The 21,455-nt window shown below is 74.4% G+C and carries 7 protein-coding genes; all 7 read right to left on the bottom strand.

All coding sequences use genetic code 11. The annotated features are described in order from the left end of the window. Positions 1 to 79: 79 nt before the first annotated feature. From Drose_RS15000 to Drose_RS14970, 7 genes are read right to left on the bottom strand one after another with little or no spacing between them, the layout of a single operon-like run. Positions 80 to 2,416 (bottom strand): penicillin acylase family protein, encoded by a 2,337-nt coding sequence (locus tag Drose_RS15000; protein WP_260728812.1) that lies wholly within the window; start codon positions 2,414 to 2,416, stop codon positions 80 to 82. Beyond that, positions 2,416 to 4,248: a non-ribosomal peptide synthetase gene (locus Drose_RS14995; RefSeq protein WP_260728811.1), complete on the bottom strand. Its 1,833-nt coding sequence runs from the start codon at positions 4,246 to 4,248 to the stop codon at positions 2,416 to 2,418. Before Drose_RS14995 ends, Drose_RS15000 begins: the two co-directional genes overlap by 1 nt. Continuing rightward, positions 4,245 to 7,253 carry a non-ribosomal peptide synthetase gene (locus Drose_RS14990; RefSeq protein ID WP_260728810.1) on the bottom strand — a complete coding sequence of 1,003 codons (3,009 nt, stop codon included), beginning with the start codon at positions 7,251 to 7,253 and terminating at the stop codon, positions 4,245 to 4,247. Before Drose_RS14990 ends, Drose_RS14995 begins: the two co-directional genes overlap by 4 nt. Next, a complete protein-coding gene (locus Drose_RS14985) occupies positions 7,250 to 9,823 on the bottom strand; it encodes a TauD/TfdA family dioxygenase (RefSeq protein ID WP_260728809.1) in 2,574 nt (857 codons plus the stop codon). Before Drose_RS14985 ends, Drose_RS14990 begins: the two co-directional genes overlap by 4 nt. After that, the gene (locus tag Drose_RS14980) at positions 9,820 to 13,857 is read right to left on the bottom strand and encodes a non-ribosomal peptide synthetase (protein WP_260728808.1); all 4,038 of its coding nucleotides are present in this window, start codon (positions 13,855 to 13,857) and stop codon (positions 9,820 to 9,822) included. The genes Drose_RS14985 and Drose_RS14980 overlap by 4 nt, the downstream gene beginning before the upstream one ends. Further along, positions 13,838 to 18,400 carry a type I polyketide synthase gene (locus Drose_RS14975; RefSeq protein WP_260728807.1) on the bottom strand — a complete coding sequence of 1,521 codons (4,563 nt, stop codon included), beginning with the start codon at positions 18,398 to 18,400 and terminating at the stop codon, positions 13,838 to 13,840. Before Drose_RS14975 ends, Drose_RS14980 begins: the two co-directional genes overlap by 20 nt. Further along, positions 18,397 to 21,447, bottom strand: coding sequence for an amino acid adenylation domain-containing protein (locus Drose_RS14970; RefSeq protein WP_260728806.1), 3,051 nt, complete (start codon positions 21,445 to 21,447; stop codon positions 18,397 to 18,399). The genes Drose_RS14975 and Drose_RS14970 overlap by 4 nt, the downstream gene beginning before the upstream one ends. Positions 21,448 to 21,455: the final 8 nt, after the last annotated feature.

The raw sequence follows: 21,455 nt of genomic DNA, 5'->3' as shown, positions 1-21,455 counted from the left end.
ACTCGCCCTCCTTCCGTGCTGGGCCCCGGGACGTCGGGGCGGCTGGCGTCGCGGCCGGCTTTCGGGCCCGCCGGTGGGGTCACGCATCGGTTCCCGCCGGGGCGAGGACGAGCACCTGCGCGTCGGCGCGCTGTAACGCCGAACGGTCGGCGATCATGTTGTGGTATCGACCTGCCTGCCAGCTATCGACCTGGTCGGTGGCGTGCGGCGACGACGGGACCCCTGAGTTGCCGATCGGAAAGGCCCACACCGACCGCTCCGGGCGCGTCAGGTCGACCACCAGCCGGAAGCTCGGTCCGCCTCGGGCCGGCGAGCCGGTGTCGCCCCGGCAGACGGTGTCGTCCAGTCCGGGCAGCCGCATCCGGCGCGGAAACCACTGCGCACCGGCCGGCAGCAGGCCGACCGGCAGCGCACCGTCCACGGCGACGCCATGCCGGTCGCCCCAGGTCCATTCGTGCCACGCGCCGCTCATCGACTCCGTCAGCTCCGCGACAGCCCGGGTGAAGGTGTCCACCAGGACGCGCCGCCCGGTCTCCGTCCGGCTCTGCTTCCACACCCACTGCTGAACCAGCGCGAAGCCCCACCGCGTCACCCACGCCTTGGCATCGAAGAACACCGGCGCGACGGCCGGCCCGGCAGACCCGACCGCCGCGCCGGTCAACTGCCTCAGCCAGGCGGCGAGGACGAGCGGCGCGGGATCGTCCCGGTAGGCGTGGCCGTCCCAGGCCTCCAGCGCCCCCAGCAGGCGACGGGCCGCGGGGTCGAGGGTCGGCCGCACGTCGTCGGTCACCGCGCCCAGGAGCACGGGCAGCAGGGTGACGGCCAACGCCGACCGGGTGTCGAGCTGTGCGCGCACGCTGGCCGCCCGCGGGTCGCCGGGCACCCGGAGGAGTTCCTCGATCCGCTCGGCCCGCCACGGCATGTCCCAGTGCGCCGCGGGGTCCGACCCGGTCGCGGACCGGTCGTTCGCCGACACCACGAGTCCGCCGGCGGGGCATGCCGCGTGCCGGTCCACGACCGGGGCGTGGCGGGACCGGTCGCGCCATCCGTAGTGCAGGTCACCGGCGTGCACGCCGTCCAGTTGCCGTCCCACGTCCACCCGGGTCAGGCTGCCGGAGACGTCCGCGACCACGACGGTCTGCGGCACGCCCCGGTGCCTGGCGAGCGCCTCGGCCGCGTCGCCCACCGTTCCTGCGGTGGCCAGCCCGGCGAGCGCACCCGCGTGGTAAGGCTCGGCCGTGAGGATCGTGTGCCACGCGACGTCCCAACCGCCGGTTCCACCGGCCGAACCGGTACCCAGCAGGTGGCCCCGGTCGGTCCGGGCGACCTCGAAGTGGACCCGGGTGCCCCCGCGGACCTGCACGGTCCGGGCCTCCCGTACCACCTCGGCCCGCGCACCGCCGGGCCGGGACACCCGGCGGCCGTCGTCGAGGAGCCGCTCCACGGTCAGGACCGTGGTCGTTACCGGCGCGAAGGTGGTCGCCCAGGCGATCCGGCGGTTGGTGCCCAGGACCACGTCGGGCACGCCGGGTATGGTGGCGCCGGTGATCTCCCCGCCCGGCCACGCCAGGCTCATCGCCATCCAGGCCGGTGGCGCCGTCGCCGCCAGGTGGGGGTCGCCGGCCAGGACGACCGTCCCGGCTTCCCGGTCGACGACCGCCCAGGCGTTGGATCCGCCGCCGTGCTGCGCCGGTCGGCCACGGCCGAACACGGTGGTCATGGCTGACAGGACGTCGGCGGAGGTCGGCTCGTCCGGCGCGCCGCAGTCGCGGTCGGTCACCGCCCGTCGCAGCAGCCCGAGCAGCCAGTCGTTCTGCAGCGCGAATCCGTTCAGCAGCATGATGGCTACGGCGGTGCGCAGTGCGGCCGTCGCGTCCGGCACGTCCGGCCGTACACCCAACGCGGTGTGTTCGTGGGTGGTCGGCGTGGTCAGCGTGGCGGCCGCCCGCAGCCCGTCGGCATAGTGCCGGAAGATCTCCATGGCGTCCCGGTCGGCCTTCGCCGCGCACTCCTCGACGGCCCGCGGGAAACCCAGCCGGTGGACGAGGATGTCGCTGGGCACGCCCGCCGGTCCGACGATCTCCGCCAGCCGCCCGGTGCAGGTCCGGGCCAGGGCTTCCATCTGCCAGCAGCGCTCGGAGTAGTGCAGGAACCCCTGTGCCCGGTAGGCGTCCGCGCGCGATCCCGCGAACACCCGCGGCACGCCGGCACCGTCGGTGACGATCTCCACGGGTCCGTCCAGCCCGTCCACGGTCAGCCTGCCCCGCAAGGGTCTGCTCGGCGCGGCGGCGGCGTCGTGGGCCGGCTCCGGCTGGGCGGGCACGCGCAGGCGTGCCCGGGCGCGGGCCGCCACGGCCGCGATCCGCGCCTGGCGCGCCGCGTCGGGGTGGCGCGGATCGGTCGTCTCGGCCGTCATCACGAGCCTTCGCGGAGCGACCCGAAGTCGTCGGCCGTCAGTTCGTCGAGACGCTCCTCGACCGCGGCCGTGATCAGGGCGCCGAGGTGACGGGCGGTGGGGTCGTCCAGGAACGCGCCGATCGACACCTCCACGTCGAACGCGGCCTGTACCTGGTTGAGCATCCGCATCGCGGACAGCGACGTGCCGCCACAGGCGAAGAAGTCGTCGTCCGGTGCGGCCTCGGCGAGGCCGAGGGCGCTCCGCCACGCGGTCAGAACGATCTCCTCGATCTCGGAGGGCGGCGCGGTGTCCGGGTCCTCGTCGGCGCGGTCCGGTGCCGGGCCGCCGCGGGAGCGGACCGCCCCGTCCACGGCGCGGATGGGCGCGGTGTCGAGGGCGGCCCGCAGCGTTTCGGTGTCGAGCGAGCCGTCCGCTCGCCTGGGCAGCCGTGGCACCACCCGCACGTCCAGCGAGCCACCGGCCCCGGGGAGGTGCTCACGCAGCGCGGCCCGGACGGTGCCGACGCCGGTGCCCGCGCCGTCGGGGACGACCAGCACCGTGAGTCGTAGGTCGCCGTTCGCCGGCCGGTGCGCCGTGGCGGCCACGTCGAGGGTGCCCGGCAACCGCCGCACCAGCGCCTCGACGCCCTCCAGCTCGATGCGCGCACCGTGGATGCTCACCTGACGGTCCCGGCGCCCCACGAACGCGAACCGGCCGTCTGGACGGCGACGTACGAAGTCGCCGGTGCGGTACCGGCGCCCGCCGCCGTCCGCCGGTACGAACGCCAGGGCCGTCTCCCGCGGACGCCCAAGGTAGCCGTAAGAGAGCTGCGCTCCATCGATCAGGAGTTCGCCCTCCTGACCGTCGGGCACCGGCCGCAACCCGTCGTCCACCACCGTGAGCCCTACGCCCGGCAGCGCCGGCCCGAGCGACGGAAAACCCTCGCCCTCGGCCTCGACGAGCCCGACGATCACACCGACGGCCGCTTCCGTGGGGCCGTAGAGATTCCACAGCGCGAACGACTCCCCCGGCTGCGGGCGTCGGGTCAACCGGTCCCCGCCGAGCACGACGTTGCGCAGGCTCCGCGCCGTCCGCAGCAGCGGGGAGTCCAGGACGAGTTCACCGATCGCGGTGGGCATGAACAGGGCGGCGATGTCGTGGCTGGCCAGGTACCGTGCGATGGCGGCGGGATTGCGGCGCTCGTCGTCCGGTATCAGGTGCAGGTGGCACCCGTGCACCAGCGGCACCCAGACATCGAACATCCACGGGTCCCAGGTGGCGTCGCACACGCCCGCCATCGCTTCGCCCGGCTTCGGCCACCACAACCGGCTCACCTGGTCGATGAACGACGTGATGGCGCGCCGCGGCACCAGGACACCCTTGGGCCGTCCGGTCGTTCCTGAGGTGTAGCAGATGTACGCCGGCAGGTCAGGATGGACCGCGGGTGCCCAGGGCGCGCCTGGTAGGTGCCCGATGTCGATCGTCGGCACGCCGTCCAGGCCCGGTAGCGGCGGCAGGCCCGGCTCGCTCAGCACCGCGACACAGCCGGCGTCGGCGGCGACCAGCCCGGCCCGCACCGGATGTGCCGGGTCGAGGACCACGTAGGTGGCGCCGGCCCGCAGCGCGGCCAGCTCGGCGACGATCGACGCGATGCCGCGGTGCGCGGCGACGCCGACGACCGCGCCGGGGCCGAGGCCGGCCAGCCGGCGGGCCACCCCGTAGCTGTCCGCGACCAGTTGTGCGTACGTCGAGGACGCTCCGGCATGGGTGACGGCGATCTGGTCGGGGCGTTCGGCCGCCTGCCGGTCCACACAGGACACCAGATCCCGGATCGTCGAAATGGGGTTCACGACGTCATCCCTCCGGCGGTGAGCTCGGCTACCTCGGTGTCGCTCATGGACAGCACGGTCCGGGCGACGGCCGCCCGCTCCCGTATCCGCTCGGCGTCCTCCCGATGTCCGAGGTAGGCGGCGAACGAGGCCACCGTGCGGTGCTCGAACATCGACGGCAGCGGGACCTCCACGTCGAGCAGTTCGGATAGCCGCGACATCGCCGAAGTGACGGTGAGCGAGTGCGCGCCCGCGTTGAACAGGTCGGCCTCGATCGGCACGGCCGGCACACCCAGCAGCCCGGCCCACATCCAGGCCAGCACGTACTCGAGGTCGTCGGCGGCCGGACGGTCCTGGGCAGGCGTCTCGTCGAACAGTCGCCGTATCCGCGCGCGGTCCACCTTCCCGTTGCCCAGCAGCGGCAGCGCCGCGACGTCGAGGATGCGGGCCGGGACCGCGGCCTCCGGTAAGCGGTCGCGCAGGTGGACCAGCAGCTCGTGCTCGGTCGGGCGCGGCCGCCCGGTCACCACGCAGGCGCCGAGGACCGGCCCGCCCGACCCGGTGAGCGCGACCGCCGCCGCCGCGTGTACCCCTGGATGGCCGGTCAGCACCCGCTCGGTCTCCGCCGGTTCCACGCGGTATCCGCGCACCTTCACCTGGTCGTCGGTGCGTCCCAGGAAGTGCAGCCGCCCTTGGTCGTCCCAGGCACACCGGTCCCCGGTCGCGTACACCCGGCGTCCGGGTGGCCCGCTCGTCGACGGCCGGAACCGGTCCGCCGTCTCGGCCGGCGCACGGTGGTAGCCCCGGCTCACGGTGCTCCCGGTCACGAACAGCTCTCCCGGCTGGCCGACAGAACACAGCAGACCCAGCGGGTCGCGGACCTCAACGGCCACGCCGGGCAGCGGGCGGCCCAGGGCGACGTCGTCCGGCGTCGTCTCGACAACCCGACCGGCGACCACGCCGACGGTAGTCTCCGTCGGCCCGTAGTGGTTGACGATCGTCAGCCCGGGGGCGAGTTGCCGGACCTGGGAGACCAGGTCGGGCGGCAGCGCCTCGCCGCCGAGGACGAGCAGCCGGGAGGGCAGGCAGTCCCGGCCGTGCGGCGTCGTCAGCAGGGCGCGCAGGTGGGAAGGAGTGATCTTCAGCATGCTGACGCCGTGCCCGGCGACGACCCGGGCGAACGCCTTGCCGTCCAGCCGGGCCGCGGTGGGTACCTCGACGACGGTCCCGCCCGCCCAGAGCCCGGCCAGCACCGCCGTGTACCCCAGATCGGCGGCGACGCTGGCCGGGCTGGCCAGCACGGAACGCCCATCGAGGCCGAGCTCCGACGTGACGGCCCGGCAGTAGGCCGCGAGCTGGGCGTGTTCGACGGCGACCAGCCTGGGCCGGCCTGTCGAACCGGACGTCGCCATCACGTAGGCGAGCGAGGCTGGATCCGCGTCCGCCACCGGCCGGTGCCGGTCCGGGGTGACCGCTCCGTCGCCGGCGGCCGGGGCCGACGGGACGACCGTCACACCGTCCGGGACTTCGGGGTCGGGCGCCGCCGGGTCACGTACCAGGACGCGGACGCCGGCCGCGCGGAGGACCTCGGTGGTGCGCGCGGCCGGCCACGCCGGGTCGATCGGAAGGTACGCCGCCCCGCTGTCCATGATGGCCAGCGCCCCGACACAGAAGCCGGTGAGGCCGGCACTGACCAGGGCGACGACCGGCTCCGGCCCGGCCAGCAACGGCCGCAGCCGCAGCGCCAGCTCCCCGGCCCGCTCCAGCAGCGCGTCGTAGCCGACCGGGCCGTCGGCGCCGTGTACCGCCACGCCCCCGTCCCGGCGCAGCCGGTGGGACGCGACCGCCCGGAGCAGGCCCGGCGGCGTGCCGGCCGGCTCGCCGCGCCGGTCGCCGTACCCGGTGAGCCGGGCACGTTCGTCATCGCCGATCAGTTCCAGCTCCGGCAGGGGACGTCCAGGGTGCTCGGCGAGCGCCCGCAGGGCCCGCGTCAGCCGTTGCGTGAACCAGCGCACACGGTCAGGGTCGGCGGCCCGGTCGTACCTGACGGTCACGGATCCGTCCGCCCAGGGGCGCAGCAGCACGTCGCACGGGCCCGGGTCGTCGCCGTGGATCCGGACTCCGCCCGCCTCCCCGCTCGCACACCGCGCCTGTGGCACCACACCGACGAGCGGGGCGCCCGGACGCCGGCGCGACACCAGGTCCACGGCGGGCCGCACCGCCGCGAGGGTGTCCGCCGTGAGCAGGTGAGTGGTCTGTTCGCTGGCGCTGTCGAGGCGGTCGAGCAGCGTGCCCAGGTCGGGCCCGCAGCTCGTCACGGTGACCGGCAGCAGCATCTCCAGCCGGCCCATGACCGTCCGGAGCGCCGGCAGCGGGCGCGCGGTACAGCGGCGCAGCACGGGCGTGCCGTCCCACCTCCTGTTGGTGACCAGCAGGGCGGCCGCCAGGAGGATCTCCTCCGGAGAACGGCCGAGGGCCCGGCACAGCGCCAGGCAGTCCGCCGTCAGCGACGCCTCCGCGGGCACCTCCTCGTACGCGCAGTCGGACCGGCCCCCCGGGGTGCCCGCGAGTTCGCGCAGCGCCGCGTCCAACCGGCCGGGGTGGTCCCGTTCGATCCGGGCGGTCCACCACTCGCACGCGTCCAGGTACCCGGGCTCGTCGGCCGGCCCGCGCGTAGGCCGCAGCAGGTCGGCGGCGGCGATCTCGACGGATGTGGTGTCGATGAGTACGGAGGGCAGCCGCAGCGTCAGGTGCGGACCGTCGGGCGCGTCCACCTCGCGGATCCGGCCGTCGTCGGGGCCGTCGTCCCGCAGGCTCTGCACCGGCAGCCGCAGCGACGGCGGGCGCACCACCGACACGCTCAACAGGTCCCGGCGCAGCAGCGCGGTCAGGTCCCAGCCGGAGCCGTCCGTTGCCAGGCTGCCGGCCCGCGGCAGGCGGACATCGGTGCTGCGGGTCATGATCGCGTCCCCGTACGCGGCCACGAACGGCCACTGGGTGAACAGCAGCGGCATGATCTCGTTCATGGCCGGCCGGCCTCTGGTACGGTCCCCGTCCCGGCCATCGCCACGAGGACCTTCCGCGGCCCGGTGAACGGGCGGCGCCCGTGCGCCACGGCGAGGTTGTCCACGATGAGGACGTCACCGGCGACCCAGTCGAACTGCGTCGCGTTCCGCTCGTACGCCTGCCGGATGGCCTCGACGTCCACGTCCGGGATCGGCGTGCCGTCGCCCAGCGTCACGTTGCGCGCGTACCGTCCGGATCTGTCGACGGCCGCCCGGACGGCCTCGGGCAGGGCGCTGGGGTGGAACAGGTGAACCTGGTTGAACCACCGCGCCGCTGCGGTCCGCGGGTCGCGGAGGGTCGCCTGCGCGGTCTGTACGGTCTGCAGGATGTCCCCGTCGTGCCATCGCGCGGCGATCCCCTCGCCTGCGCAGTAACGGGCCACCTCCTCCCGGCTGTCCGTCTGGAAGACCTCCTGCCAGGGCAGGTCGAGGTGCGGCTGGAACCACCGCTCGTACACCAGACCCCCGGCGTCGAACCGCTCGACGAGGTCCGGCGGCAGCGAACGCGCCACGTCGGCGGTGCGGGCCAGCGGCGTCTGCCCGCCCTCCCGGGCGGGCGTCTCGCACCGGAAGCCCAGCACGAGCGGCCAGGTGGTGGCGTAGGACTGTTCGCTGTGCAACCGGATGTGCTGGTCGCTGGGGTACTCGGTGGAGGTGAAGATCCTGCCCTCCACCCGGCTGCGCGGTGTGGAGCGGTTGACGTAGTCGACCAGTTCGTCGCCGCCGACGCGGGCCACGACCCGGCCCAGGGCGGCGGCGTCGCCGGCGAAGCCGCGCAGCAGTACGGCGTGGTGGTCGGTCAGCAGGCCACGGACGCTGTCGAGCTGATCCTCCACCCAGCGGTCCAGGTCCACTCCGGACAGTTTCGCCTCGACCACCGCCGGGGCCCAGCCGGCCGGGGCCGGTCTGCGCACCTCCACGGCCAGGGCCCCCGGTCGGTCGCCGGCGCGACGGCGCGCACGGATCGCGGCCAGCAGCTCCTCGTCCTGCCTCATGCTCATGGTTTCCCCGCTCTGACGGTCGGCGACCAGGGATCGGATACTGGTGAGCACCGCCGCGACCGGATCCGTGGGCCGCGGCGGCCGGGCGAAGAGTTGCTCCAGCGCGCGGGCGACCGAATCGGCGAACGGGGCGGCGACGGTGGCGAGTCGGTAGGTCACCGTGACGCTGGTCGACCTCGACCCCCTGAACACCGCGACGCGCAGGTCGTGCCGGGTGGACGCAGCGGCGACGTCGACCGGTTGGACGCCGAGCCCTGAAGCGACCGGCGCATCGGGCTCGTCGTAGGTCGCGACCCACAGCACGAAGCCGCCCGACGCGGAGCTCGCCCGCTGCCCCACGAGCGCCTCGTAGGGGACGTACCTGACCCGCTGCGCCTCGCCGAGCTCCTGGGCGACGCCGCGGATCAGCTTCTGGACGGACGCCGAGGTGTCGGTCCGCACGCGGAGCAGCATCGTCGTGTTGAAGCACCCGATCGTGCCCCACTCGCGGTCGGACTCCCGGCCCACGTCGGGGGTACCGATCAGCAGGTCCGAGGGGCCACCGGCGACCGCCACGGCCAACGCGGTGAGGGCCAGGCAGTAGGTCAGCGTCGTGGCGGCGCAGAGCTGGCGGGCCGCGTACCAGGCGGCGTGCCGCTCGCCGGACAGTACGATCTCCCGGGAGCCGGCCTGCCACGGCGGCGGCGCCTGCGTGGTGGCCGCCGGCGCCGGCAGACGCGGCGCCACGTCGAGCAGCGCCAGCCGGCGCCGTGAGTCGGGCTGCCGCCGGCCCTCGGCCGCGCGCCGGGCACGCGCGGCCCAGGCGGCGAGGTGCGACTCCTGGTCGTTCTGGTCGTTCTGGTCGACGGACTGCTGACCGGTCGCCGGTACCCGGCCGGCTCCGCGCGCGTAGGCCGCGGCGAGCGCCTCGGCCAGCACGCTGATCGAGTGGTTGTCGGCGACCACGTGATGCACGGCCAGCACCAGAACGTGGTCCGCCTCGCCCAGCACCAACCGGCACACCCGGTAGAGCGGGCCGGTGGCGAGATCGAAGGGGCGGCTCACCTGCGCCGCGATCAGGTCGCTCAGGGCGTCGGGCGGCAGGCGGGGATCCACCGGTACCGTCCGCACGGGTAGCGTCTCGGGCCGCACGGCCGCACGCGGACCGACGGCCAGCACCGGCGACCCGTGCTGCGACACGACGCGGGCGCGCAGCGCCGGCTGGCGCAGGGCGACCGCCCGCACCGCGTCGCGCAGCCGCTGCTCGTCGATCGCGGTGGCGAGGCGGAAGCCGCCACCGATGCACAGGCCCGGCGACGTCCCGTGCAGCCGGTCCAACATCCACAGGCGTAGCTGGTCGACGGAGAGTGGGCAGAACCACTCGCCGTCGGCGAGCATCGCGCGGATCTCGGCCCGGTGCCTGCGGATGTCGTCGGCCAGCGCCTCGGTCATCGCACCGGCCGGCGCCCGGAATCGCAGGCCGCCGCCGGGCAGCGCGTCCAGCCGGACGTCCCGCTCGCTCAGGGTGGACAGCAGCTCGGCGAGGCTCACAACACGCCCTCGACATGCCCGTTCCCGGGCGCTCCGGAGAGCGCTCCCCATGCCGGGTCGGCGGTCCGGTCCGGGTCCTGCCCGGCCGCCTCCGGCGCCGCGACGCCGACCAGAACCGAGTGCAGGACCGTCGCCCCCGCGTCCAGGGCCGGCCCGAGCGCCAGCGCGTCGCCGTCGACCACGGGGATGGGCCGCAGAGCCAGGTCCGGTACCCGACCGGCCGCGACGACCAGCGCCTGGACCATGGCCGCGGCCTCGACCGCCGCGAAGGTCTCCCCGAGCCCGCCGTAGAGCCGAAGGTAGGGCTCCAGGTCCGCGACCAGGTGGATCGCACACGCCGCGGTCTCGGCCGCCGGGCGGTACACGAACGGGTCGTACGCCGCCCCCACCAGGTCCGCCCGGTCGTCCGTGTGCACCAGCTCCGAGCTGACCAGGTCGACCGTATACGCGCCGGCCGCCAGGCCGTCGACCCGGCCGGGACGGACGACCAGCAGCGGGCGTACGCCGCGGATCTCGCCCGGGGTGAGGTAGCGCGGGCCCGTGTCCTGCCCCCGGTGTACCAGTTCGGCCAGGACCGCCTGCACCGCCGAGCCGCTCACACCGCCGCCGGTGAACGTCCCCCGGTGCGGCGGCCGAGCCGTGGCCGGCTCGTGCGCCGCGGCGATGGCCTGGCGCCGCGTGCCGTCGACGCGCCGTCGTTGCGGCAGCTCCGCACGGTAGCGCCGGCGCTGCTCGGGGTCGACGATCGTTGCCGGTCCCCGCCCGTGCGGCCGGTCGCCCGCAGCAGCGCCGGCCCGGTCCATGAGGTGCTGCTGGATGAAGGCGTCCAGTGTGCGCACCGTGGGATCGCGCAGCACGAGGTCCAGCCCCGGCCGTACCCCGAAAGCCCGCTCCAGTGCGCTCGCGACGCGCACGATGCCGATCGAGTCCAGGCCGCAGAGCAGCAGATCGTCCTCGAGGCCCGGCCGGCGGCCGTCCAGTTGCTCGGCGAGGAGGTCCTGGATGCGGCCGGCCACGGGGCCGGGAACCGGTGCCGCCGCGGGCTCCGGTGGCCCCGGTGCGCCCAGCCGCCAGGGGTCGACCGCGGACCAGTCGACCTTGCCGTTGGCGGTCACCGGGACCGCGTCGACGGGTACCAGGTGCGGCACCAGGTACGCGGGCAGTCGGCGCGCGAGTTCCTCCCGCACCGCGGGAACCGGATCGCCGCCGTCCGCCGCCGGCTGCACGACCAGGTAGGAAACCAGCTTTCGGGCACCGTCGACGGTGACCGTCCCCGTGGCGCAGTTGCGGACCGCGTCGAGGGAGCGCAGCACGGCGTCGACCTCACCGGGCTCGATCCGATGCCCGTTGACCTTCACCTGCCGGTCGATGCGCCCGAGAATGACCAGGCAGCCGTCCGGACGGCGGAGCACGAGGTCGCCGGTACGGTAGACCCGCCCGTGACCGGGCAGGTCGGGAAACTTCTCGGCGGTCGACTCCGGTTCCTGCCAGTACCCCTGTGCCACCCCGTCGCCGGCGATGTTCAGCTCGCCGGGTACGTGCACCGGCCGTTCCCGGTTCCGCGCGTCGAGGACCAGCAGCCGTTGGTTGGACAGCGGAAAGCCGTACGGAACGCTGGTCCACGCCGGGTCGACGGTGTCGACGTCGTAGGCAAGGGACCAGATCGCCGCCTCCGTCGCCCCGCCGAGGCTGACCACCCGCGCGGCCGGGGCCAGGGCGCGGATCCGGTCGGGCAGGCCGACCGGGACCCAGTCTCCGCTGAGCAGGACCAGGCGCAGGTCGGGCAGGCCCGCCGCGCGCAGCTCGGCGAGCTCCACCATGATCTGCATCAGCGCCGGCGCCGAGTTCCAGACGGTCACCCGTTCGGTCGTCAACAGGTCCAGCCAGACCGCCGGGTCCCGGGCCAGGTCACCGGGTGGCGGGCAGACCAGGGTCGCTCCGGCGGCGAGGGTTCCGAAAACATCCCACACGGACAGGTCGAAGCCGATCGACGACACGGCGAGCACGCGGTCCGAGCAGCCGATGCCGTACCGCTCGTTGATGTCCAGGATCGTGTTGACCGCCGCCGCGTGCGTCACGGCGACGCCCTTGGGCGCGCCCGTCGATCCGGACGTGTAGATGACGTAGGCCAGCGCCTCCGGGTCCGCGGGCGACGCGGGACGGTCTCCACCGCGGTCCTCGACGACGGGTACCACCGGCAGCCCCCGGTTCCACGGCGGCTGACGGTCGCCGGCCACCACGGCGCGCACCCGGCCGAGCTCGGCCATCTGCGCCGCCCGGGCGTCGGGCAGCGTGGTGTCGACGGGCAGGTAGGCGCCGCCCGCCAGCACCACGCCGAGCACACCGGCCACCTGGTGCCAGCCCCGGGGGACCGCCACGGCGACGAGGTCCCGCTCACCGACGCCCACCTCGGCCAGCCGGCTCGCGACCAGGGCGGCCGAGGACAGCAGCGTCGCGTAGTCGATCCGGTCCGCGCCGGACACCACGGCGGGGAGGTCACCACGTCCGGCGGCTCCGGCCAGGACGATGTCGCCGAGGTTGTACCGCTCCCGCTCGACGGTCCGCTCGGTGCCACGGCGGAGCTCCTCGGTGCCCGGCAGGCCGGTGACGAGGGAACTCCTCGACACGGCGCCGTCCTCCCCGGCCAGCCTGGCGATGGCGCGTACGAAGGCGTCGAACATGTCGTCGAGCACGCCCGGCGGGAACGCCTCGTCCACGCAGTCCCACCACAGGTGGCATTGGTCGCCGGTCTCCGACACCTGGCAGTCGAGCACCACCTGCGGTGTCTGGGAAAGCGCGAAGGTAACCTCGCCCAGGTGCTGGAAGTCGTCGCGGAAGTCGCCCCCGGAGCTGCCCGCCTGCACGTACGTGAAGACGACCGGCATCCGGACGGGTTCACCGCGCCGCCGTGACAGCTCCCGCAGGACCCAGACCCCGGAGGCCCGGCGGTTGTCGAGGGCCTCCCACAGGGAGTGCTGCAGGGCGCGGGCCAGCTTCGCGACGTTCGACGTGGCGGTGTCGACGGGCAGCACGACGGAGGTCGTGAAGGGACCCACCACCCGCTGGACGTCCTCGTGCACCGGTTCCCGGTCGAACACGGTGAGGTTGAGGCTGAACCGGGGGGAGGCGGCCCACAGGCTCAGCACGTCGGCGAAGACGGTCAGGGTCAGTGCCGCCGGGCTGACGCCGAGCGACGCCGCGACCTGCCCCACGGCTCGCCACCGGTCGGCCTCCACGACGGCCTCGCGGTGAGTGAACCGGGGGCTTCGGATCTCGTCCAGCGGGCGGACGAACGGCAGCGCGGGGCCGTCCGGCAGCGCGTCGAGCCGGTCCGACCAGTACTTCCGCGCCTCTGACCGGCCGGACGAGTGCGACTGCCGCTCGACCAGGGTCACGTAGTCGCGGAACGTCAGCCCGATCGGCGGTAGCTGCCGGTCGGGCGCATGGTAGAGGGCGAGCAGCTCGGCTGAAAGGATCTTGAAGCTCAGCGCGTCGGCGATGAGGATGTCGAAGCTGATGTGCAGGCGTGCGGCCGGCTCGCGCTGCGACCGGCTGACCCGGATGTCGAACAGCGGCCAGGCGTGCACGTCGAGGACCTGGTGCGACATCTCCTCGCGCACGGACTGCGCGGCGAGGGCCACCGTGCCGTCCGAGGCGTCCAGCACCGGAATGGCGAAGTGCGGCACATCGGCCAGGACCTGCTGCGTCCCGTCCGGGCGGAGCACGGCGCGCAGCATCGGGTGCCGGATGATCAGCGCGTTGGCGGCCCGTTCCAGGCGGTCCAGGTCCAGCCCCGGCAGCTCCAGTTCGAGATAGCCGTGGCAGGCCGTGCCGCCCAGGCCGAGCTCGGCGTCCCGGCCCATCCAGTACGCCTGTTGGAGGTCCAGCAGCGGGAACGGTTCGTACCCGGCCGCCGGGGCGGCGGCCTGGGCCGGCCCGCCGGGTGGGCCGTCTGCCGCGCCCGCACGCAGCGGGGCCGCGAGCAGGGCCTCGCGCAACGCTCGCCGGTCCCCGTCAGTGATCTGCGAACTCATCCCGACCTCCCGGTAGAGCCCCGGACGCGCCGTCCACAGCAGCCCGGCCGGCGAACGCGGCGAGCTGTCCGCGCACCTCCTCGTCGGACAGGCCGGCGAGGAACCGCTCCAGCTCCGCTTCGAGCCAGGCGGCCTGATCCCGGACGGTCGCATGCCGCAGGACCGTCGCCAACGGCACCCGGAACGGAAAATGCTGGCGCAGACGGGCCACCAACTGCATGGCGATCAGCGAATTGCCGCCGAGGGCGAAGAAGTTGTCCAGCGCGCCGACCGGGCTGACGCCGACCATCTTTTCCCACAGCGTCGAGACCAGTTGCTCGGCGTCGCCCTCCGGCGCGACGAAGCTCTCCTCCGGCAGCGGCCTGGGCCGGGTCGCGTCAGCGGTGTCCGCCATGGGCTGCTCGACCAGGCTCACCACGTCGCTGGTGCGGACCGCGTCGAGCAGCCGGTGCACGTCGACGGCGGAGGCCACCACGTTGCGCTCCCGGGTCGACAGCGCCAGCCGCGCGAGCCGCGTGCCCGCCCGGGTGGACAGGGCCTGCTCCAGCATGCCGCTACGCCAGGCCGTCAGGCCGCCGAGACCGTCGGTCCGGGCGGCCTGGCCAACCTCCCGCCACGCTCCCCAGTTGACCGCCGTGACGTGACTGCCGGCGAACCATCCGGCGCCGGCCACGGCATCCAGGAAGGCGTTGGCCGCCGCATGGTCGACCTGGCCGAGGGTGCCGAGCACGGCGTCGAGCGCGGAGTACAGCACCACCCGCCGCGGCGGCTGGTCGGCGAAGACGTCGGCGAGGACTCTCGTACCGTCGGTCTTCGGACGCAGGACCTGGCGGCACTCGTCCAGCGTCCGCAGGTTCAGCAGGCCGCCGGCGGGCACAGCCGCGGCGTGGATCAGCAGGTTCACCGCGCCGAAACGCGCCCGGACCGCGGCAACCGAACGCTCGACCGCCGGCCGGTCCGCCACGTCGGCCGCCAGCACCACGACCGACGCGCCCGCCGCCTCGATCTCCTGAACCGCCCGCCGGGCCGCCGCCGTCTCGGCGGAGTCGTCGGCCGGGGAGCCCGGCAGACCGCGCCGGCCGAGCAGGGCGATCGCCTTCGTCCCGGTCCGCGCCAGCTCGCGGGCCACGGCCAATCCGATGCCGCCCAGGCCACCGGTGACGAGGACCGGCCCCACGTCCGCTTCACTCTCCGGGAGCCCGGTGACCGGGGCCCAGGAACGGGTCCACACCTGCCCGGCGCGGACGGCGACCACCTCGTCGGGCTCCGCCGACAGCACGGCATCGACGACGGTGTCCGCCAGCCGGTCGACGTCCGCGTTCGCCACCTCGTCCGGCCGGCCCGGCGATGACGTGCCCGCCGGGGAGTCCACGTCGATCAGCCGGGACCGCAGGCCCGGGAACTCGCGAGAGGCGACGACCACCGGACCCGTGGCGAGCGCGGCGGTCGGCTCCGCGCACTCGTCGCCCCGCACCGGGAGGACGCCCCGCGTCACCGCGGTCAGGGTTGCCGGTCGCCCCGCCGTGCCGAGGCTCCTGGCCAGCAGGAACGGCAGCGTGAAGGCGGCGTCCTGCGCAGCGAGGGAGACCGTGCCGTCCGGCAGCCCACCGGCCCAGAAGTACACAACACCGGCTGTCTCACGGCCGAGCACGAGGTCGTCGACCCACCTGGCCAGCGTCAAGGGATCCAGGGGCGGGCCGGCATCGGCCGGTCCGGGCAGCCGCCCCGGCCCGACCACGTCGACCTCGGCGGCCGCCGCACGCAGCCGGTGCGCGACACCGGACGCGAGGCGGGAGCCGTCGTCCAGGATCAGCCAGCGCTCCCCCTGCGGCGGTGTCACGCTGGTAGACGCGTCCGCCGGCCGCCGGGTCCAGACCTGCCGCGCGAGGTGCCCCGCACCGTCGGGCCACGGACGCGGGTCCGCCGGCGGGGAGACGCCCGCGGTGCGGGTGAACAACGGGCCGTCGAACGGGGTCGCGGGCAGGGCCACCCTCGGCAGGTCCGCGGGGATGGCGTCGCCCCAGGTCGTCGCCACTCCACGCGCCCACAATCGTCCACGCGCCCGCAGCACCGCCTCCCTCAGCTCGACGCCCGAATCCGGGTGCGGCAGGGAGTCGATGATGTCCGCCGCCCGACCGGGCAGGCAGTCACGCGCGAAGTGCGCCACCGTGGCGGCCGACCCGACCTCCAGCAGCATGTCGACCTCGTCGGCCAGCGAGGTCACCGCCCGCTGGAACTGTACGGGCTGTCGCAGGTGCTCCCCCCAGTACCGCGCCCGGGTGAGCTCTTCCTCAACCCGTGAGCCAGTGGTGGAGGACCAGTACGCCACCCGTGGAGCGCCCAGCCGCAGTCCTTCAGCGAAGCGGGTCAACACCGCGGCGCCCGGATCGAGCAGCGGCGAGTGGGCCGCGGTGGCCACCGCGACCGGCTTGACGTCGGCATCGGCGGCCGCGGTCGAGGCCAGGAACGCCTCGATGCGCTCCACGGCGCCGGAGAGCACCGACGACGACGGGCTGTTGACCACGGCGACCGAGAGGCCCCAGTCCCGCGCCAGCTCTTCCGCCCGCGCCTGCCCGGCATGGACGGCCACCATGCCCCCCGGGGGGGCGTCCTCCAGCAGGCGCGCGCGTTCGAGCACCAGCGCCACGGCGTCCGGCACGTCGAGGGCACCGGCCAGCACGGCGGCCGCGTACTCCCCCGCGCTGTGGCCGAGCACGGCGGCGGGCTCGACCCCCCAGGACTTCCAGAGGCCGGCCAGGGAGAGCTCGGTGGCGAACAGGATGGGCAACGACACGGTCGGGCGGACGGCCTCGGCCGCCGGGACGGCCTCTGCCTCCGGGGCCGTCGGCAGCCGGTGGCCGAGGCGCCCGAAGTGGGTCGCCAGGTCCTGCCAGCATTCCCGGAAGACCGGGTGGGACCACAGCCGCCGTTCGGCTCTGCCGGCCGGCCGGCCAGCGCCGGGGAAGAGGAACGCGATCCGCGGAGGTCGCCCCGCGCCGGTGCCCGCGGACGGGATGTCCTCCGGCCGCTCGAGCAGGCGGATGGCCTCCTGCACGGAACCGGCCACCACGACCCGCCGATGGGCACGGTGCCGGCGCCCGAACGCCAAGGTCGCGGCGACCTGGGGCAGGGCCGCGGGTGCCAGCTCGGCCAGCCGGGCACGGAGCCGGGTACCGAGTTGTTGCAGTGCCGAAGGTGTACCCGCGGCCAGCAGGAGCGGCACCGGAAGATCACCGTCCGGCGCTGGAGCCGCCGGTGCCGCCTCTTCCAGGATGACGTGGGCGTTCGTGCCGCCGAGGCCGAAGGAGCTCACACCGGCCCGGCGCGGCACCGGTCCGCGCGGCCAAGGCTCCGGCGTGTTCGGTACGCGGAACCGGGTCGCCTCCAGGCCCAGTTCCGCATGCGGCCGCGCATGGTGCAGCGTCGGCGGCAGGGCGCCGTACTCCAGCGAGAGGACGGTCTTAATCAGCCCGGTCAGGCCGGCCGCGACGTCGAGGTGGCCGACGTTGCCTTTGACCGAGCCGAGGCGGCACGATCCCGGCGCGGCGGATGCTCTGGGCATGGCGCGGTCCAGGGCTCGTACCTCGATCGCGTCCCCCAGCGCGGTCGCCGTGCCGTGCCCCTCGACGTACGAGATGTCGTCGGGCACCAGGCCGGACAGGGTGAGCGCCTCGGTGATCGCCCGGACCTGCCCGGAGATGGACGGAGCCGAGTAGCCGGCCTTGTCCGCGCCGTCGTTGACGACCGCGGTCGCCCGGATGACGGCCCTGACCGGGTTGCCGTCCCGCAGCGCGTCGGCCAGCCGGCGTACCACCACCGCGGCGCACCCGCTGCCCGGTACCGCGCCGTTGGCATCCGCGTCGTAGGGCCGGCAGCGCCCGTCCGGGGACAGGATGCCGCCCTCGACCGAGTAGTAGCCGCGCCGTTGCGGGAAGCCGATGGAGCAGGCGGCGGCGACCGCGACGTCCGCCTCCGCGGACAACAGGCTCTGGCAGGCCGTGTGCAGGCACACCAGCGACGTGGAGCAGGCCGTCTGCACCGTCAGGGCGGGCCCGCGCAGGTCGAGCGCATGGGCCACCCTGGTGGCGGCGTGGTCCTTGTCGTTGCCGATCACCACGGCGTACTGGCCGACGTTGGCGGCCCCTCCGCCCAGCAGGTTGAACAGCAGGTAGGTGGGGAATCCCGTGCCGGCGAAGACGGCGGTCGTCAGGTCGGGGCCCGGCACGATGGCGGCGTTCTCGAACGCCTCCCACACCACTTCCAGAAGCTGGCGCTGCTGCGGGTCGGTGACCTCGGCCTGCCGGGGTGCCACACCGAAGAAGTCGGCGTCGAAGCGCTCCGCGTCGGCGAGCACACCGCCGGCGGGGACGAACTGCGCGCCGGCGGCGAGGTCGCCCAGCGCCTCGGCCCGCTCGACCGAGTCGAAATGCTCGATCGATTCGACGCCCGCCATCAGATTGCGCCAGAACTCCTGTTCGTTGCGGGCTCCCGGGCATCGCACGGCGAACCCCACGATCGCGAGGTGCTGGTCCGCGGCCGTCATGCGCCGCCCTCCCGGCGGGCCCGCAGACGGGCGACCGCCTGTTCACGCGCCACGGCACGGGACCCCGTCGCGGGGCTGCCGGTGCGCCCGGCCAGCAGATCCTCGAGGTGGGCGGCCAGGGCCCGGACGGTGCGGTGCTCGAAGACCGTGGCGACCGTCAGGTCGTACCCCACACTGGCCCGCAGCTTCGCGGTTGCCTGGACGACACTGAAGGACGTGGCGCCCAGGTCGAAGAAGCCGACATCGAGCGGGATCGGCCCAGTGCCGAGCACCTCGCTCCACGCCTGCCGGACGGCCTCCTGCATCGGTGTCTCGCTCGGTTCCTCCGAGCGGAACCGGACGGGGTCGGGGAGCGCCGCCTCGTCCAGCTTCCCGTTCCGGTTGACCGGCATCGAGGCCATCGGGACGATGGCGGTCGGCAGCAGGTACGCCGGAAGCACGCCGGCGAGTTCGCGGCGCACCGCCTCGCTGTCGGGGAGATGCCCGTCGCGGCCCACGACGTACGCCACGAGGAGCACGTCCCCGCCGGGGCGGGGAACCAGCCGGACCACGCTGTCGCCGACGCCATCGCAGCGGCTCAGGGCGAGCTCGATCTCCGCCGGCTCGACCCGGTGGCCGAGCCATTTGAGCTGCCTGTCCATGCGCTCCAGGAAGCGCAGACCCCACGCGCTGGTCTCGACCACCCGGTCGCGGGTGGCGAACATCCGGGAACCCGGTGGTCCCCAGGGGTCCGGCAGGAACCTGGCCGCGGTCTGGCGAGGGTCGCCGGCGTATCCCCGGGCCACCCCGTCGCCGCCGATCATCAGTTCGCCGGCGACGCCCGGGACGAGCGGATAGCCCTGCTCGTCGCAGACGGCGACCCGGGCACCCGTGATCGGTCGGCCGATCGGGACGTGCGCCAGCCCCGGAGGAGCGCCCCGCACCTCGTGTACCGTGCAGCCGACGACGGTCTCGGTGGGTCCGTACTCGTTGAAGACGCGGCACGAGGGGTGCCGCTCCAGCCATCGGGAAACCACCGGGGAGCCGAGGTTCTCACCCCCGACGACGACGGTTTCCACGGATGAGTTCGGGTCCGCGTCCCACTGCGACAGCAGCCACAGGTGTGCGGGCGTCAGCTTGAGCAGCGCACCACGGGCATCGGACAGTGCCGCCGGGAGCGCGTCGAGCCGCTCGCCCGAGGCGAGGACGCGCACCGTCCGGCCCGCGGCGAGCGGGGCCAGCATGGACGTCACGGTCAGGTCGAACGCCGCCGGTGAATGCGACACGGCGACGTCGATCGTCGCCATGTGGTAGGCGCCGATCGCCCAGTCGACGTACCGGTCCAGGCCGCGGCGCGTGACCATCACGCCCTTCGGTCTGCCGGTGGTCCCGGACGTGAAGAGCATGTAGGCCAACGCATCCAGGCTCGTCTCGATCTCGACCGGCCGGCGGGCCGGCTCGACGGTATCCCGCGTGTCCGGGAGGGGGATCGTCCGGACACCGGCGGGAACCAGGTCCTGCAGTCCGGGCGCCACCACCGCCGAGGTGCACTCCGCCGCCGTGAGCATGTCCCGCACCCGGTCGGCCGGAGTGCCGGGGCTGACGGGTACGTACGCGGCACCGGCCGCCAGCACACCGAGCATCGCCGCCACCATGCCGGGCGACTCGGTCGAGACCAACGCCACCCTGGCGTCCTCGCCGACGCCGTGGTTCTGAAGCCGCGCGGCGAGGTCGTTCACGTGGCCGGCGAGGCTGCCGAAGGTCACCGGACCACCGGCGCCCTCCAGCGCCACCGCGTCGGGGCGCTCCGCGGCCCGGCGCGCGATCCGCGTCCACAGCGGGACCGGCACGTCGGACGGCGGCGTAACCACGGTGGGCGCCCCGCGGCGCCGGCCCCGCCACACGGCATCGGCGTCCTCGGCCACGGTCGCCACCACGTCCTCGATCGCGCCCAGCAGCGCGTCCGCATCGGCCGCGGCCAGCCGGGACTCGTCGAAGGACAGCCGCGCCAGGCGCGTGCCGGGCTGGCCGGGCGAGACGAGCAGGGACACCTGGCCGGCGACTGAGGCAGGCCGGACCGGGTCGGCCTCGACGCGACCCGCCGCATGGCTCCAGCGGAAACCATCGGCCACGCTGTGGAAGGAGTACGGCGCCGGGCCCGCGACCGTCGGTTGCCACAACAGCGGTCGCCCGAGTGTACTGGCGAGCCACCGCTCAGCCAGCCGGAGGCGATCGCCGGCCGGTGCGTCCGGCCCGGCCGCCGGTGCCCAGCGGACCAGCGGGGTGAGCTGGCCGGGAGCCTCGGGCGGCACTCCACGGCGCCGGTCGTCCAGCGCGACGTCGATCGCGCATGCCTGCTGTCGCAGGAGCCTGGACAACACGACCTGCCAGCTACCCAGGAGCGCGGCCGTGGGCGTCACGCCCAGCCGCGTGCAGGCGGAATCGACGAGGTTGTCGGGTATCGCACGCGCCACGATCCGCCACCTAGGGGTGCCGTCCGGCGACGACTGCGCCGGCAGCAGGCCACCATCGCCCGCGTTGCCGCCGTCGTGACCGGGTGGCGCGGAAACCTTCGCCACCATGAGGTTCTGCCAGCGGGCGTACCTCAGGGCGGCCGCGATCGGCAGTCCAGCGGCGTTCCGGCCGGTCAGCCGGGCCGCGAAAGCCTCCTGCAGCAGCCGCATGGTCAGCGCGTCGAACAGCAGGGGCGTGCCGCGGAGCCGGACCTCCCATGCGTCGCCCGTCCGCCGCGCCGCCACCCGCAGCGCCGGGTCGCCCGACCCTGCGTCCCCGGCGGTGCCTGTCACGTGCCCGTCGGACGTCTCGACGGTGCACAGCGGTGACGGATGCAGCGTGAGCACCGGTAGCACATGCGCCACGTCGAGTCCGACGTGGGCGAACTCCACCGACGGAAGCAGTTCCTCCACCGTCCGGCGCAGGACGTCCCCGTTCACGCCCCAGCAGCGGATGACGCCTTCGGTGTGGCCGAAGTCGTTCTGACCGTCCAGGTGGGCGAGCCACGCCTGGAACGGAGCAAGGGAGTAGTCACCGGCGGCTGCTGAAAGCATGCTCCCGG

The sequence above is a fragment of the Dactylosporangium roseum genome (assembly GCF_025264685.1).
GTDB lineage: Bacteria > Actinomycetota > Actinomycetes > Mycobacteriales > Micromonosporaceae > Dactylosporangium > Dactylosporangium roseum.
The sequence above is the reverse complement of the archived record's forward strand: the minus strand, read 5'-3'. Positions and strand labels throughout refer to the sequence as shown.